This window comes from Allobosea sp. P2_B12, assembly GCF_056404835.1.
The window spans coordinates 313,706-329,656 of sequence record NZ_JBFUDG010000004.1; the positions used below are offsets into that span (position 1 = coordinate 313,706).

14 protein-coding genes are annotated in these 15,951 nt (G+C 67.5%); 12 read left to right on the forward strand and 2 right to left on the reverse strand.

What is annotated here, in order from left to right; genetic code table 11:
• Positions 1-23: 23 nt before the first annotated feature.
• Complete coding sequence (gene flhB / locus AC1DYU_RS13225) at positions 24-1,091, forward strand: flagellar biosynthesis protein FlhB (RefSeq protein ID WP_476792016.1); 1,068 nt, start codon at positions 24-26, stop codon at positions 1,089-1,091.
• Between the two features lie 14 nt (positions 1,092-1,105).
• Here the strand turns inward: flhB and AC1DYU_RS13230 are convergent, their stop codons facing one another.
• Together AC1DYU_RS13230 and AC1DYU_RS13235 are read right to left on the reverse strand one after the other, a co-directional pair.
• The gene (locus AC1DYU_RS13230) at positions 1,106-1,408 is read right to left on the reverse strand and encodes a HigA family addiction module antitoxin (protein ID WP_158482409.1); all 303 of its coding nucleotides are present in this window, start codon (positions 1,406-1,408) and stop codon (positions 1,106-1,108) included.
• Complete coding sequence (locus AC1DYU_RS13235) at positions 1,408-1,731, reverse strand: type II toxin-antitoxin system RelE/ParE family toxin (protein WP_476792017.1); 324 nt, start codon at positions 1,729-1,731, stop codon at positions 1,408-1,410. The genes AC1DYU_RS13230 and AC1DYU_RS13235 overlap by 1 nt, the downstream gene beginning before the upstream one ends.
• 238 nt (positions 1,732-1,969) lie before the next feature.
• Here AC1DYU_RS13235 and AC1DYU_RS13240 point away from each other — a divergent pair, with 238 nt between their 5' ends.
• From AC1DYU_RS13240 to fdxA, 11 genes are all read left to right on the forward strand, one after another.
• Positions 1,970-3,223 (forward strand): flagellin N-terminal helical domain-containing protein, encoded by a 1,254-nt coding sequence (locus AC1DYU_RS13240; RefSeq protein WP_158482408.1) that lies wholly within the window; start codon positions 1,970-1,972, stop codon positions 3,221-3,223.
• Positions 3,224-3,419: 196 nt separating this feature from the next.
• On the forward strand, positions 3,420-5,045 hold the full coding sequence (gene fliF, locus AC1DYU_RS13245) for a flagellar basal-body MS-ring/collar protein FliF (RefSeq protein ID WP_476792018.1): 1,626 nt from the start codon (positions 3,420-3,422) through the stop codon (positions 5,043-5,045).
• Positions 5,042-5,710, forward strand: a complete 669-nt coding sequence (locus AC1DYU_RS13250) for a hypothetical protein (RefSeq protein ID WP_476792019.1) — start codon at positions 5,042-5,044, stop codon at positions 5,708-5,710. The genes fliF and AC1DYU_RS13250 overlap by 4 nt, the downstream gene beginning before the upstream one ends.
• A 49-nt stretch (positions 5,711-5,759) precedes the next feature.
• Positions 5,760-7,079 carry a MotB family protein gene (locus tag AC1DYU_RS13255; RefSeq protein WP_476792020.1) on the forward strand — a complete coding sequence of 440 codons (1,320 nt, stop codon included), beginning with the start codon at positions 5,760-5,762 and terminating at the stop codon, positions 7,077-7,079.
• Positions 7,076-8,278, forward strand: a complete 1,203-nt coding sequence (locus AC1DYU_RS13260) for a chemotaxis protein MotC (RefSeq protein ID WP_476792021.1) — start codon at positions 7,076-7,078, stop codon at positions 8,276-8,278. The genes AC1DYU_RS13255 and AC1DYU_RS13260 overlap by 4 nt, the downstream gene beginning before the upstream one ends.
• Positions 8,275-9,507: a flagellar hook-length control protein FliK gene (locus AC1DYU_RS13265; protein WP_476792022.1), complete on the forward strand. Its 1,233-nt coding sequence runs from the start codon at positions 8,275-8,277 to the stop codon at positions 9,505-9,507. Before AC1DYU_RS13260 ends, AC1DYU_RS13265 begins: the two co-directional genes overlap by 4 nt.
• Positions 9,455-10,063: a transglycosylase SLT domain-containing protein gene (locus AC1DYU_RS13270; protein ID WP_476792023.1), complete on the forward strand. Its 609-nt coding sequence runs from the start codon at positions 9,455-9,457 to the stop codon at positions 10,061-10,063. The genes AC1DYU_RS13265 and AC1DYU_RS13270 overlap by 53 nt, the downstream gene beginning before the upstream one ends.
• 140 nt (positions 10,064-10,203) lie before the next feature.
• Positions 10,204-11,091 (forward strand): alpha/beta fold hydrolase, encoded by an 888-nt coding sequence (locus AC1DYU_RS13275; RefSeq protein WP_476792024.1) that lies wholly within the window; start codon positions 10,204-10,206, stop codon positions 11,089-11,091.
• 338 nt (positions 11,092-11,429) lie between these two features.
• Positions 11,430-14,846 carry a helicase-related protein gene (locus AC1DYU_RS13280; RefSeq protein WP_476792108.1) on the forward strand — a complete coding sequence of 1,139 codons (3,417 nt, stop codon included), beginning with the start codon at positions 11,430-11,432 and terminating at the stop codon, positions 14,844-14,846.
• A 16-nt stretch (positions 14,847-14,862) separates the two neighbouring features.
• Positions 14,863-15,174: an RNA-binding S4 domain-containing protein gene (locus tag AC1DYU_RS13285; RefSeq protein WP_476792025.1), complete on the forward strand. Its 312-nt coding sequence runs from the start codon at positions 14,863-14,865 to the stop codon at positions 15,172-15,174.
• A gap of 194 nt (positions 15,175-15,368) precedes the next feature.
• A complete protein-coding gene (gene fdxA, locus AC1DYU_RS13290) occupies positions 15,369-15,707 on the forward strand; it encodes a ferredoxin FdxA (protein WP_158482399.1) in 339 nt (112 codons plus the stop codon).
• Positions 15,708-15,951: the final 244 nt, after the last annotated feature.

Consider the following 15,951-nt stretch of genomic DNA (forward strand, 5'->3'; position numbering starts at 1 on the left):
TTCCGGCGAGCAGGTGACGCGCCTTGTCCGATCAGGAGGACCAGGAAAGCAAAACAGAGGAACCCTCCGAAAAGAAGGTTCGCGATGCGGTCGAGCGCGGCAACACGCCCTCCTCCAAGGAGGCGCCGATCTTCGCCAGCATCGCCGCCACGCTGATCGGGAGCATCTTCCTGATCCGCGCCGGCGCCGGCGAAGCCACGCGCTTCCTGTCGAACTTTCTCAGCGACCCCGGCGGGTTCGACATCTCGACCAGCGCCAACACCACGACGCTGCTTATCCATGCGGCGATGCAGGCCAGCATGTTCCTCTGGCCGCTGCTCGCGCTCTTCCTGATCTTCGGGCTGAGCGCGACCTTCCTGCAGCACCCGCCCCAGCTCGCGCTCGAACGGATCACGCCGCAATGGTCGCGGCTCTCGCCATCCAAGGGCTTCAAGCGGATTTTCGGCCGCCAGGGTTTCGTTGAATTCGGCAAGTCGCTGGCCAAGTTCGCCGCCATCACGGTGACCGTCTGGCTCATCCTCAAATCGGACAAGAACACGGTGGTGACGGCCATGCTGAGGGACCCCAGCGCGATACCCGAACTGATCCTGACGATCGCGATCCGCCTGCTGTCGGCGACCTGTGTGGCGACGATCGTCATCGTCGCGATCGACCTCGTCTGGACACAGCGCTTCTGGCGCCACTCGCTGCGCATGACCAAGCAGGAGGTCAAGGACGAGCACAAGCAGGCCGAGGGCGACCCGATCCTGAAATCGCGCCGGCTCTCGCTGGCGCGCGACCGGGCCCGCAACCGCATGATGGCCGCTGTGCCGCGCGCCACCGTCATCATCGCCAACCCGACCCATTATGCCGTGGCGCTGCGCTATGTGCAGGAGGAGGGCGGCGCGCCGCTCGTCCTCGCCAAGGGCACCGACCTGATCGCGCTCAAGATCCGCGAGATCGCCGAGGCCAACGACATTCCGGTGATCGAAGACCGCTTGCTGGCACGCTCGCTCCATGCCGCCGTCCAGCTCGACCAGATGATCCCCGCGGAATTCTATAAGGTCGTCGCCGAGCTGCTCTGCCTGGTCTACGCGAAGAAGGTCGCCTGACGATCCGCGCCGCCCTAGGCCGCGAACTCGAGGCGCTCGACCTTGATGTCCTTCTCATGAGCCCGCACCCGCGCGAGATCATGAGCCGTCTGCATCCGCAGCAGGGTGTCGGCGCGCACGCCAAAGGCCTTCTCGAACCGGATCGCCATCTCGGCCGACAGGCCGGCCTTGCCGTTCAGCAGATTGCTCATGGCCTGACGGGTCACCCCCAGCTTCTGGGCCGCGACGGTGACGTTCAATCCATAGGCCTCGACGAACTCGGCCTTCAGCCACTCGCCGGGATGGACGGCGAAGCTCTCATGCAGCTTGATGGCCATTAGTGGTAGTCCTCCAGGTCCATATCCTCGATTGCGAAGGCGGCATTGATCCGAAACGTCATTCGCCAGTTCTTCGTCACCGTGAGCGACCATTCGCCTGCCCGGTCGCCCGTCAATTCATGAGCTCCGTAGTTGGGCGGCGCCTTCAACTCTTCCATGGTTTCGACGGCGGCGAGATAGGCCAGCATGTTCCGAAGCCGCCCGATGAGATTGCCGGGTAGACCCTTGGCCTTGCCGGTCTCGGCAAAGTTCCGCAGGGCCTTGTGCCTGATGCTCTCGATGTCCACGAAGAACAGATAGTCTGACCAAGTGTCGCGTGTCAAGTGTCGCTTGACACGCATTCTCGTGGACGTTCCACGAGCACCGTGATCGAAATCGGCTTGAGAGCCCGGGCCGATCGGGTCAGCCTCGCGCAAGCTACGCCAGCTACACCCAAATGCATGGAAGGTTGACCGATCCGATGGGTGCGTCCCACACGGTCAAAGGCATGAAGCCGCCCTGCCATCCCGGTTAAAGCCCGGAATGTTCCCCAACAATCCCTTCAGATTGAGGAACATCATCATGACCAGCCTGCTTACCAACACCTCCGCTATGACTGCGCTGCAGACGCTGACGCAGACCAACAAGAACCTCGCGATGTCGCAGAACCGCATCGCCACCGGCCAGCGCGTCTCGACCGCTTCCGACAACGCCGCGTACTGGTCCATCGCCACCACGATGCGCTCGGACAACAAGGCTCTCGGCGCGGTTCAGGACGCTCTCGGCCTCGGCGCCGCGACGATCGACACGATGTATACCGGCCTGAACGGCACGGTCGAAGTCGTCTCCGAGATCAAGGCCAAGCTCGTCGCCGCCCGTACCCCCGGCGTCGATCGCGACAAGATCCAGAGCGAAATCGGCGAACTCCAGAAGCAGCTCAAGAACACCGGTGACTCCGCCGTGTTCAACGGTGAGAACTGGATCTCGGTCGACTCCAACTCGACGAGCTACAACTCGACGAAGTCGGTCGTCTCGTCCTTCTCGCGGGCCGGCGGCGTCGTCCAGATCGACACGGTCACCGTCGATCTCGAGGCCATCAAGCTCTATGACCAGAAGGCCGACGCAACGCCTGCGACCAACGTGGTCACCGGCGCCAGCACCGGCACCTTCGTGGCGGCTGCCGGCAACATCACCGTCCAGGTCGGCACCGGCGCTACGGTGAACGTTGCGACGACCACCGACTCGACCCTGGCGAGCATCGCCAAGGACATCATGAAGCTCGGCATCGACGGTCTGACCGTCGCCGTCGACGCCGCCACCAGCCAGCTGGTCTTCGCCAACCGCGCCCAGGAGAACGGTGCGCCGGCCGGCGTCACCATCACGCTGAACAGCGGTCTGACCGGTCCCGCGGCACTTGCCACGGCTCCGGCCACGGAAAGCGGCAAGGGCATCCTGGACAAGTCCTACGATGCCTACAACGGAACCGCCTGGGAAACCTTCAGCGTCGCCGATATCGACATCAGCGCCCTGACGGACAACGCCGCCGACCTCTCCAAGCTCGAAACCTACATCTCGGGCGTGGACGATGCGCTGAGCACGATCACCGATGCCGCCACCAACCTCGGCGCCATCAAGAACCGCATCGGCCTGCAGCAGGACTTCGTCAAGGCGCTGAAGGACTCGCTCGATCGCGGTGTCGGCCAGCTCGTCGATGCGGACATGAACGCCGAATCGACCCGCCTCCAGGCTCTGCAGACGCAGCAGCAGCTCGGCATCCAGGCGCTGTCGATCGCCAACTCCGGCAGCCAGAGCATCCTGTCGCTCTTCCGCGGCTGACGCGAACGGCACACGGCAACACAAGACTGGGCCACGCTCCTCACGGAGCGTGGCCTTTTCGCATTCCGGCGGGATCTCCGTCGGCCGCATAGCCTCAGCGAAAGATCGTCGCCTCGCGTGGTCGCACCCCGCAATGCTCACGCAAGGCTCGGCAAGCACACTCCCGTCATAACGTTCAATGCTCGAAGGAACGACGATGCCGGGTCGCCAATACGCCGAAGAGATCTGGCTCAATCTCCAGCAACTCGGCCACAAGCGTCTGGCGGCCCTCGCCGCCATCGGGCTCTTCGTCTTCGCCGCGATCGGCGTCAGCGCCTATTATCTCAGCCGGCCCGAGATGTCGGTGCTCTACAGCGGCCTTCAGCGTGAGGACGTCAACCGCATCGGCGCAGCCCTCCAGGAATCCGGCGTCGTCTTCGACGTGAATTCGGAGGGTACGCAGATCCTGGTCAAGCCGTCGCAGGCGGGCCAGGCGCGCATGCTCCTCGCCGAAAAGGGCCTGCCGCGCAGCACCAGCGGCGGCTATGAGCTCTTCGACAAGCTCGGCTCGCTCGGCCTGACCTCCTTCATGCAGGAAATCACCCGGGTTCGCGCCCTCGAGGGCGAGCTCTCCCGCACGATCCAACTCATGCGCGGCGTCAAGGCGGCCAGCGTCCATCTCGTGCTGGCCGACAAGGGCTCCTTCCGTCGCGACCAGCAGCCGGCCTCGGCCAGCGTCGTCGTCCGCACCGAGACCTCCGGCGCCGGCAATGTCGCCCAGGCGATCCGCCATCTCGTCGCCTCGGCGGTGCCGGGCCTCTCGACCGAGAAGGTCACGGTGCTCAACACCGACGGCACGCTGCTCGCCACCGGCGGCGAGGCCGGCCAGATGGCCTCGTCCAAGCTCGCCGGGCTGCAGCAGAACGTCAATCGCGAGATCCAGGACAATGTCCGCAAGGCGCTGACGCCCTATCTCGGCCTCGAGAACTTCGAGATCAGCGTCGCCACAGATCTGAACACCGACCGCAAGGAAACCAGCGAAACCGTCTTCAACCCGGATTCGAAGGTCGAGCGCTCGGTCCGCGTCGTGCGCGAGAACGACACCTCCCAGAACGCCGCGACGCAGGAGCCGACCACGGTCGAGCAGAACGTCCCCGAACGCGCCGTGCGCGCCGATGGCGGCCAGCGTTCGAGCGAGGAGAAGCAGCGCCGCGAGGAGCTGACCAATTACGAGATCTCCTCGAAGAAGACGCAGACCGTCAGCGACGGCTACTCCGTCGCCAGGATGTCGATCGCCGTGCTGATCAACCGGCCGCGCCTGATCGAATCGCTCGGCGCCGCCCCCTCGCCGGAGGCAATCGACGCCAGGCTGGAGGACGTCCGCCAGGTCGTCGCCTCGGCCGCCGGCATCAACGGCCAGCGCGGCGACAACATCAAGGTCCTCGCGGTCGACTTCCTGCAGGGCAGCCGCACGCTCGAGCCCGCCGCGCCGATCGGCGTCGCCGAGACGCTGCTGCGCCAGTCCGGCACGCTGATCAACGCGGTCACGATCCTCGGCCTCGCCGCGCTGATCATCTGGTTCGGCCTGCGGCCCTCGATCAACGCCATCCTGAAGCGCCCGACCCCGCCGGCCGTCACCACGGTCGCCGACGAGGCCACGGTGTCCGACGTCGATCCGCAGCTCCAGATCGCCGGCACGGAAATCGGGCTGAACCTGATCGGCGATTTGACCAGCGCCTCGCAGCGCTCGCCGCTGCGCAAGCTGGAGCAGCTCATCGACTTCAACGAGGCCCAGGCTGCCGCGATCCTCAAGCAGTGGATCCATGAGGGAGAGCGCGCGTGAAGCATCGCCCAGCCGCAGACTTCATCCCGAGCTTCGACGTCGAGGACATCGATGTCGCCGACATTGCCGAGGCGGTGACGGCTTCGGCCGAGGCCGACGAGATCGAGCTGCCATCCTTCCTGCCCAAGACACCACGCGAGCCGCCGCCCGATCTCGACGCGATCTTCGAGAGCGGCCGCAAGGCTGGTCTCGCCGAGGCCCGCGCCGAGGCCGAAATGCAGGCAGACTGGCTTCAGCAGCAGGCGGCGGCAGCCCTCGAACAGGCCCGCCAGTCATGGGCGGACGAGGTCGCGGCACAGCTTGCGACCCAGATCCCCGAAGCATTCCACGCACTCGGCGAAAGCCTCTCCGACGCCACCGGTCGCCTGCTCCGCCCCTTCCTGGCTGGCGAGCTGCATGATGCCGCCAGCCGCGCGCTGATCGAACAGATCCGCCCGCTACTGGCGGGCGAGGACGGCATGCTGATCCGCGTCAGCGGGCCCGCGTTGCTGATCGAGACGCTGCGAAACGTCTTCCCGACCGGCTGCGCCGTGGAGTTCACGGACACCGACGCCACCGATGTCAGCATCGTCGCCGGCGAGACCACCATCGAAACCCGCATCGAGGCCTGGGTCGCCAGGCTCGAAGGCCAGGGTCCCGACCGGCGCCGCCGGCTCGCGGCCTGACTCAGCAGCTTGCCTTGGCGGCCCTCCCGCAAACCGTAAACGAGCGATCATGGACAACGACCGCCGCGATATCATCATCGTCCGCCGCAGCGCGGGCAAGACGATGGACCAGCCCAAGACGGGCGTCTGGAAGATCGCGCATGCCGACTTCATGACGGCGATGATGGCGCTGTTTCTCGTGCTCTGGCTGGTCAACTCGACCAATCGCGAAACGCGCGCGACGGTCGCCCAGTATTTCAACCCGATCAAGCTCTCGGACACGACCTCCGACCGCAAGGGCGTGCGCAATCCGCAGGATGCCGAACCCGGCGAGGTCGACAGCACGAGCCGCCATGACGGCAATGAGACCGGCGCCGCCAAGACCGGCACCGACCATCGCCCGAGCGCCGCGCTCAAGGATCCGGGCCAGGGCAAGGCCGCCTTCGAGGACCCCTATGCGATTCTCGCAGAACTCGCCGCCGCCAAGCCCGAGCCTGGCTCCGACAGGGCCTCGACCCTGACATTGGGCGCGACCGGCAAGCCCGGCATGAATGGCGGCGAGGCGCTGCGCGACCCCTTCGATCCGAATTTCTGGCGCCAGACGCCCCAGACCGACAAGCCGAGCAAGCAGGAGGCCTTTGCGGGCGACCCCGCGCCGGCTCCGACGACGGCCGTGGCACCCGTCGCTCAAGTTCCCTCGCCGGCCGCCACGATGACGGCGCCGCTGGCTGAGACCGCGACCGCCAACCCCGCTGCCACGGCCGCGACCATGGCCTCGGGCAAGGAGCAGACGTCCACCCAGATGGCGGCTGCCCAATCCACTGCTCCGGCCGTGCCGCCCGCGATCTCGCCGCCGATGACGCCGCGCAGCGGCACGGCCGCGGCCATGCCGGCCACCGCGCCCGCTCCCGCCAAGCCTCGGGCCGATGACGCCGTCGCCGCCGCCATCGCGGCTGCCATCGCCGGCGGAAAGGGCGCCAGCCAGCGCAGCGACCAGCCCCAGGTCGATGTCCGCCAGACGGATGAGGGCGTCCTGATCAGCCTGACCGACAACGCCAATTTCGGCATGTTCGGCATCGGCTCGGCCGAACCGCATCCGCAGACCGTCGAAGCGATGCAGCGCATCGCCACCGTCCTGAATCAGCGCGAGGGCGCGATCATCATCCGTGGCCACACCGATGCCCGGCCCTTCCGCGACGGGCGCAGCGACAACTGGCGGCTTTCGACAGCGCGCGCCCATACCGCGCAGGATTTGCTGATCCAGGGCGGCATCAACGAGGCCCGCATCGAGCATGTCGAAGGATATTCGAGCCGCAAGCCGCGCGCCGTCGACCGCAACGCCGCCGAGAACCGCCGCATCGAGATCCTGATCCGGGAGAAGCGGGCATGAGACGCATCGCGCTTCATCTCTGCATCGCCGCGCTCTGTTTCGCCACGCGAGGCGTCCGCGCCGAGACGCAGGGCAACCCGGCGGCAGCCGCGCCGCCGCCCTACCAGCTCGTGCGGACCTTGCAGTCGCTCCAGAACGAGGCCGCGGCGGGCAACCGCGCAGCCCATGCCGCGCAGGGCAAGCTGCTGGGCGATCTCGAACACGCTATGTTGGCCCAGGCGCCCGAGATCTGGGACGATCAGCGCAACACCCGCGCCGCCGTGCAATATGTGCTGAGCGGCGGCCAGCCCGGCGTGCTGGCCGAACTCCTCAAGCGTGAGGAGCCGGCCGGGCTGCCCAAGGGTCTGGCCGACGGCGCGCTCGCCTATGTCATGGGCGACACCGGCAAGGCCCGCGCGCTGCTGATGCCGCTCGACCCCGCGAGCCTGCATGAATCGCTGGCCGGACACCTCGCACTTGTCCAGGCCACGCTGATCCTGCGCAGCGACCAGAAGCGCGCCTTGCAACTGCTGGACCAGGCGCGGCTGCTGTCTCCGGGTTCGCTGGTCGAGGAAGGCGCACTTCGGCGCGCGGTCTTCATAGCGGCCGAGATCAACGATCTCGACAGGCTGGAGAAAGCGACCGCCCAGTACATGCGCCGCTTCGACCGCTCGGTTTATGCCGAGAATTTTCGCCAGGCTTTCGCCACCGGGCTGGTGCGCTTCGACATCGGCCGCGACCCCGAGAAGTTTCCCCGGCTGGTCGCGACATTGCGCGCCTTCGACCGCGAGCAGCAGCGCTCCGTCCTGCTGATCATCGCCCGCGACGCCCTGATCCGCGGCCGCTTCGAGCAGGCGCGCCGCGCCGCCGAGGAGGTGGCACGGATTCCCGGCGCCGACCAGGCCACGATCGCGCGCGCCTCGCTCTACAAGGCCGCCTCGCGCATCGGCATCGACAAGGCCGATGGCGCGCTCGAGACGCTGAAGAAGATCGACGCCAACCGGCTGCCGGCCGACGAAAAGGACATCCTGCAGACCGCGCTGCGCGTCGCCGCGAACATCGTCGATACGCCCGCCGACACCACGCAGACGCCGACCGCCACGGCTGAGCCCGCCGATCTCGATCCACGCGTGAAGCGCATGGTGACGGCGGCGCAACGCAGCCTCGCCGAGGCCCGCACGCTTCTCGATGGGGCGCCGGAGGGAGCCGACAAGCCATGAGCAATCTCGAAACGCCCTTCCTGCCTCCCGGCCGGGCGCCCGGAGCAGCCGGCGCCGCCGCGACCAAGGATCCCAAGGCTCGTCTGGCGCCCGGCGGCCGCGACGAACGGGGTTCCGCCTTCCGAACCCTGCTCCAGAACCTCGACAAGGGAGCGGGCAAGGCAGCATCCACCGCGCACGGCAAGAACGCCGACGCATCTTTGACCGAGGAGACGGGGACCGCGGAGGCTACCGCCGCCGCATTGGCGCTGGACGCGGCCGTCCAGCCAGCGCCGGCAGCAGGCGCGACCGACGCGGCCCGCCTGCTTCTCGGCGCGCTTCAGACACCTGGCCGCGAGGCGCCGCCGGAGTCCCGCAAGGAACCCGGCACGAAGCGCGACGCCTTCGCCGCGCTGAGCAGTGCGCTTGCAAAGGCCGGCACGGGCACCTCGCCCGACGCCGCAGCCGGCGCGGTCAAGCCCTCCGCCAGTGAAACGGGCATCGCCATGCCAAGCGACACGGCGGCCCCAGCAGACCTGCCCGGCCTTGCCGACCTCGCGGCACTGGCCGACGCACTGGAGGATCCTTCCGGCAAGTCCGAGGCCGCAGCCAAGGACGCAGCACCCGAGAAGCCGATGACGATCACCGTGGTTCGGCAGGAAACCCATCTGCCACCGGTGATGCGCCTGTCACCGCTGCAGCAGGTCGCCGAACCGATCCGCCAGGCGGCGGCTGAACTTAGCCTGGCACGCGCGCAGGACGTGCCCGACCTGCACTCCGACAGGCCGGCGGGCATCTCCGAGCCGACGAAGATCCTTCACATCCAGCTCAGCCCGGTCGAACTCGGCAGCATCGTCGTCAAGCTGCGGATCTCGCAGGGCGGCATGGAAATCCGGCTCGAAGCCAGCCGCGCCGAAACCGCCCAGATGCTCGCCAATGACCGTGAGGCGCTGCGCGAGATCGTCAAGGCGAGCGGCTATGCGCTCGACCAGGTCTCGGTCGAGACCGTCCATGTCGATGGCACGGCGCCGGACCCCCGGCCCGGCGGGCAGGAGGCAGCCCCCCGCGACGGGACGGCGGACGACCGCTCGGGCGCCCGCGACGGGCGCGGCTTCGACCAGTCGCGCCAGGGCGAGCGCGAGGAGCCGCAGCGTCGCGGCTGGCAGCAGGACGCGACAACCAGCACGGAGGAATCCCATGATCAGCGCGAGAGCAACCGCCCTGGCCGCGATCCTTATCGCTATCTCTAGCCTGGCGACGCCGGCCGCCGCGCAGACCGTATGCGAGGAGCACATGACCCGCATCTCCAAGGCCTATGACATCCCCGTCGGCGTGCTCTACTCGGTCGGGCTGACGGAAAGCGGGCGGCGCAATTCGCTGCAGCCCTATGCGCTCAACATTCAGGGCCGCCCCTATTTCGGCGCGACCAAGCAGGACGCCGTCGCCGAATTCGAGGCCTCGCGCGCCAAGGGCAAGAAGCTGATCGACATCGGCTGCATGCAGATCAACCATCATTACCACCGCGACCAGTTCCCCAGCCTCGACGCCATGTTCGATCCGGCGCTGAACGTCGAATACTCGGCCAAGTTCCTGAAGCGGCTGAAGGCGCGCCACGACACCTGGACCATGGCGGTAGCGCGCTATCATGCCGGGCCGCACAACAATCCGGCTCAGCAGCGCTATGTCTGCACCGTGATTCGCAACATGGTCGCGACCGGCTTCGGCCAGTGGACCGACAATGCGCGCAACTTCTGCGGCGCGAAATATGCCGCCTCGCAGGACCGTCCCCGCAGCATCAACGAATAGGCGTAGACGAGCCGCAGCATGCTGCGACGAGGCCAGCCCCTGTGGAGAAGCTCGGCTGCATCGCCCTCATGCGCCCGCTGGCGATTGCGGCATCGGGCGGAGAGGCGCTAGCTTTCCGCCAGATTCTGTCGGGAGCCATCATGTCCAGCGACTTCGCCACCCCGCCCGGTCTGCGCCATCGCCAGATCGCGGTACGCGACACGACGCTGCATGTCGCCGAGGTCGGATCCGGCACGCCGGTCCTGCTGCTGCATGGCTGGCCCGAATTCTGGGCGGCCTGGCTGCCGCTGATGAACCGGCTGCACCCGGATTTCCGCCTGATCGCACCGGATTTGCGCGGCTTCGGCGACAGCGCCAAGTCGGCCGCACCGCGCGCCGATGTCGGCGCCAACAGCCATGCCGACGACATGGCCTCGCTGATCGCAGCGCTCGGCCTGGAGGCGGTCGGCGTCGTCGGCCACGATGTCGGCGCCTATGCCGCCCAGGCGCTGGCGCGGCGCCATCCGCAGCTCGTCGACCGGCTGCTGTTCTTCAACTGCCCGACCCAGAGCATTGCCGAACGCTGGGTCCATGACGGCCATGTCAACGAGATCTGGTACCAGTCCTTCCACCAGTTGCCGCTGGCCGAAGCGCTGATCGGGCTGAGCCGGCAGTCCTGCGCGCTCTATTTCTCGCATTTCCTGTCGCATTGGTGCCATCGCAAGGATGCCTTCGATCCGGCGCTCGACCTCTGGATCGACAACTTCATGAAGCCCGGCAATCTGCGCGGCGGCTTCGACTGGTATCGCAGCCAGAACGCCGCGCGGCTGGCAGCGATCGACGGGCATCCGACGCCGTCGGTCCGCATCCATCAGCGCACGCGCGTCCATTGGGGCCGCCACGATCCCGTCCTGAAATCGGAATGGGCCGCCTTCGTGCCGGAGCATTTCGACAATGCGCAGGTCAGCTTCTGCGAGACGGCCGGGCATTTCGTCCATGTCGAGGCGCCAGACGAGGCGGCGGAGGTTTTCGCGGCGTTCTTCGGCTGATCGTGACGCCTCGCGTCGATCGCAGAGCGAAGACCCTCGTTTCGCGGCCGACAGCGCTTAGATAGTCTGAGGCTGGGGACGCGGCCGGTGGCAGGCGATCCCAGGCGCAGAGAAGGACGGGCGATGCCGGTGTTCCCCCCAACAGCCTGGTGCCGGGACGCGCCGCCGCGACGCCCTACCGGGAACGAAACCCGATTCTGCCGGAGTCAGCGATTCGGGCCTGCTTCGTTCGGGACTCGTTCCGCTTCCTAGTTCACCGTTACGCCTCGCGCCATCACGCAACGCCTCATGGGCGTCATGGCCGGGCGAAATGCACACGTCAGATCGGCTGCGCCTTGATCCCTTTCCGCTCCCTGCCCCCCTCGGTCCGCTCCCAAGGCGTCACTGCGGTGCTCGGCCCGACCAACACCGGCAAGACGCATCTGGCGATCGAGCGGATGGTCGCCCACCCGACCGGCATGATCGGCCTGCCGCTACGCCTGCTGGCGCGCGAGGTCTATGCCCGCGTCGTCGAGAAGGCCGGCGTCGACGCGGTCGCGCTCGTCACCGGCGAGGAGAAGATCAAGCCGGCGCGGCCGCGCTTCTGGGTCTGCACGGTCGAGGCGATGCCGCGCGATCTCGCCGTCGATTTCGTCGCCATCGACGAGATCCAGCTCGCCGCCGATCTCGACCGCGGCCATGTCTTCACCGACCGGCTGCTCAACCGGCGCGGCCGGGCCGAGACCATGCTGATCGGCGCCGGCACGATGAAGCCGGTGATCGAGCAGCTCATTCCCGGCGTCCATGTCGTGACGCGGCCGCGCCTGTCGCAGCTCTTGTTCGCAGGCGACCGCAAGATCACGCGGCTGGCCCCTCGCACGGCCATCGTCGCCTTCTCGGTCGAGGAGGTCTACGCCATCGCCGAATTGATCCGGCGCCAGAAGGGCGGCGCGGCCGTGGTGCTCGGCGCACTCTCGCCGCGCACGCGAAATGCTCAGGTCGAGATCTATCAATCCGGCGACGTCGATTATCTCGTCGCCACCGACGCGATCGGCATGGGTCTCAATCTCGATGTCGATCACATCGCCTTTGCCGCCGACAAAAAATATGACGGCCACCAGTTCCGCAAACTCAACCCGGCCGAGTTCGGCCAGATCGCCGGCCGCGCGGGGCGGCATCTGCGCGACGGCACATTTGGGACCAGCGGACGCTCCCCGCCCTTCGAGGCCGATCTCGTCGAGGCGATCGAGAATCACCGTTTCGAGCCGGTGCGGCAGCTCCAGTGGCGCAACACCGATCTCGATTTCCGCTCCGTCGCGCAGCTTCTCGACAGCCTGAATCTGCAGCCCACCGAACAGGGCCTGACGCGAGCGCTGATCGCCGAAGACATGACGACGCTCGAGATTCTCGCCAGGGATCCGGACGTCAAGGCATTGGCGCAGGGCCGACCGGCGGTGGAGCGGCTCTGGGAAGTCTGCGGCCTGCCCGACTATCGCAAGATCGCGCCGCAGCAGCATGCCGACCTCGCGACGACGCTTTATCTGCGGCTGATGCGCCATGGCACGCTCGATATCGACTGGTATCGGGCCCAGTTATCGGCGCTCGATCGCACCGATGGCGAGATCGATACGCTGTCGGCGCGCATCTCGCAGGTGCGGACCTGGACCTTCGTCGCCAACCGTCCGGACTGGTTGCCCGATCCGGAGCATTGGCAGGGGGTTGCGCGTCTTGTAGAGGACAAGCTGTCCGATGCTCTGCACGAGCGTCTGGCCAGCCGATTTGTCGACCGGCGCACCAGCGTGCTGATGCGCCGTTTGCGGGAGAATACGATGTTGGAGGCTGAGGTCACCACGACGGGCGACGTGCTCGTCGAGGGCCAGCACGTCGGAATGCTGCAGGGATTCCGCTTTACCGCGGACCCGAAAGCCGGCGGGCCGGAGGCGAAAGCCTTGAACATGGCAGCGATGAAGGCGCTCGCCAGCGAGATCGAGGCGCGCGCCGCGCGCGTCGTGCTCGCCGGCGACGATGCCTTCGTCCTGTCGCATGACGGCCTGCTGCGCTGGATCGGCGAGCCGGTGGCGCGCCTGATCGCCGGCGAGAAGGCGATCGAACCGCGCCTGCGCCTGCTGGTCGAGGAGCATCTCGCGGGCCAGGCCCGCGAACAGGTCGAAGCGAGGCTCCAGCTCTGGCTGAAGAACCACGTCACCCGCCTGCTCGGTGCGCTGCAACTGCTCGAGGATGCCACCACGCTCACCGGCATCGCGCGCGGCATCGCCTATCAGGCAGCCGAATCGCTCGGCGTGCTGGAGCGGGCCAAGGTTGCCGAGGAGATGAAGGCGCTTGACCAGGAGGGCCGGGCCGCCCTGCGCCTGCTGGGCATCCGCTTCGGCGCCTTCCATCTATACGTCCCGGCCCTGCTCAAGCCCGCTCCGCGAGCGCTCGCGGCCCAGCTCTGGGCGCTCAAGCATGGCGGCCCGGAGCTCTCGGGCCTCGACGACATCGCCCATCTCGCGGCGTCGGGCCGCACCTCCTTCCCGGTCGACAAGGCCGTGCCCAAGGGGCTGTACCGCGCCGCCGGCTACCGCGTCTGCGGCGAGCGCGCCGTGCGCGTCGACATCCTCGAACGCCTCGCCGATCTGATCCGGCCCGCGATCGCCTATCGCCCCGGCCTGACGCAAGGCACGCCGCCGACCGGCGCGGCCGATCAGGACGGCTTCGTCGTCAGCGGCGCGATGACCTCGCTCGTCGGCTGCGCCGGCGAGGATTTCGCCTCGATCCTGCGTTCGCTCGGCTATGTTTCCTCCAAGCGGCCCGGCCCCGCCATCACCGTGCCGCTGGCCGCGCCCCCGTCCAAGCCGGTTGCGGCAGAACCCGCCAAGGCTGACGACGTCCTCGCTGGCGACGCAGCCGCGGCAGAGCCTGTCTCCGAAGCGGCAGCCTCAAGCGACGAACAACCGGCCGAGGCTACCGCTACACCCGAGACGGCAGCGGAGCCCGATGCGGCTGCCGAGCCAATGATCGCCGAAGTGGTGGTTTCGGCCGATGCTCCCGCATTGGAGACGGCGGACGCGCCGATCCTGACGCAGGACGAGGTGGAGACCGTGCGCGAGCCGGTTCCGGCCGACCTGATGTCGGCCCTGCCCCGCGCTGAGCCCGAGACCGCAGTCGAGGCGTCCGAGGCAGAGCCGGTCGCTGCCGCCGCCGAAGCACCCGTTGCGGCAGCCGAGCCTGAACTGATCGAGGTCTGGCGCCCGCATCGCCATCAGGGCGGCCGCCGGCCCGAGCAGCCCAATCGCGGCCCCCGCGAAGGCGCAGGCGCACCCGGCGAACGCCAGCCCGGCGGACGCCGTGGCGACCGGCCCAATCGCGGACCGCGACCGGGCGGTCCGCGTCGCGATGGCGACGCTCCGGCTCCGACCATGGCTGCCCCCGTCGAGGGTTCACCTGCCGCGCCGCGTCCCGAGCGCGAGCCCCGGCGTGATGACCGGCCCCGTTCGGGCCAGCGCGGCCCGCGCCCCGATCAGGGAGCAGGCCAGGGTCAAGGCCCAGGTCAGGGCCGTCCCGAGCAGGGTCGTGGGCCCCGGCCCGATTTCAAGCGCGATGGGCGTCCGGGTGGCGGCAGTGGCCCGCGCCGCGACGACCGTAACCGCGAGGATCGCGGCGAGCGCTTCCAGCAGCCGCCGCGGCCACGCCCGGCCGATCGCGAGCCCGATCCGGATTCGCCCTTCGCCAAGCTCGCCGCCCTGAAGGCGCAGCTCGAAGGCCGCAAGAGCTGAGGGCGGCGAGCGAAGCGTGCGGGACGATCGTCAGCGCCTCGACAAATGGCTCTGGTTCGCGCGCTTCGCCAAAACGCGCACGGTCGCCGTGCGTCTGGTCGAGGACGGCCATGTCCGTATCGGCGGCCGCCGGACGCACAACCCGGCCCACGGCCTGAAGCTCGGCGACGTGCTCACGCTCGCTTTGCCGCACGCGACCCTCGTGGTGCGCCTGCTTTTGCTGGGCGAGCGGCGCGGGCCCTTCGAGCAGGCCCGGCTTTTGTATGAGCGGCTGGACGAGGGCGGGCGCGACGATGCGTCGCTTGCAGACGACGAGGGCGGCGTTTAAAAACGCCGATCGTTTGTATACAAATGAATTTATGCGGCCGGCGCAGCGGAATTTCGTCCTCCTCGAGGACCGATAAAGAGACAGTCCTGCTACCCGGAAAGGCCAGATCGGCCTTGAATCCTGAGCCTGCGAAGGCTTTATGAGGCCGGCTGGCGGACGGGACGCGCCTGCGACATGACCGAGGAACCTGCGACATGACCTATGTGGTCACCGAGAACTGCATCAAGTGCAAGTACATGGACTGCGTCGAGGTCTGCCCGGTCGACTGCTTCTATGAAGGCGAGAACATGCTCGTCATCCATCCCGACGAGTGCATCGACTGCGGCGTCTGCGAGCCGGAATGCCCCGCCGAGGCGATCAAGCCGGACACCGAGCCGGGTCTGGAGAGCTGGCTGCAGCTCAATTCCAAATATGCCGCGAGCTGGCCCAATATCAGCCAGAAGAAGGACGCTCCTCCCGACGCCAAGGAGTTCGACGGCGTCGCCGGAAAACTCGAGGCGCATTTCTCGCCTGAGCCGGGTGCAGGCGACTAAAAACCGGGCAGAATAACCCCCCGAAACCGCCCAACAGCGTTAACCATTCCTGCGCTGCAGAACACAAGCTTGCCTGGAGCTTGTGTTTACCTTTGATTCGGCGTGTTTTTTATGCTACATAATAGCCTCAGTCGCATTCGTTCCGCATGCCCCTGCGAGGTTTTTCACAAACGGGGCGCTCCCTAGAAAAGGATGACGAGAGCCGCCGGCACCTGTGCCGGAGCAATCGATGTCTTTGGCTTGG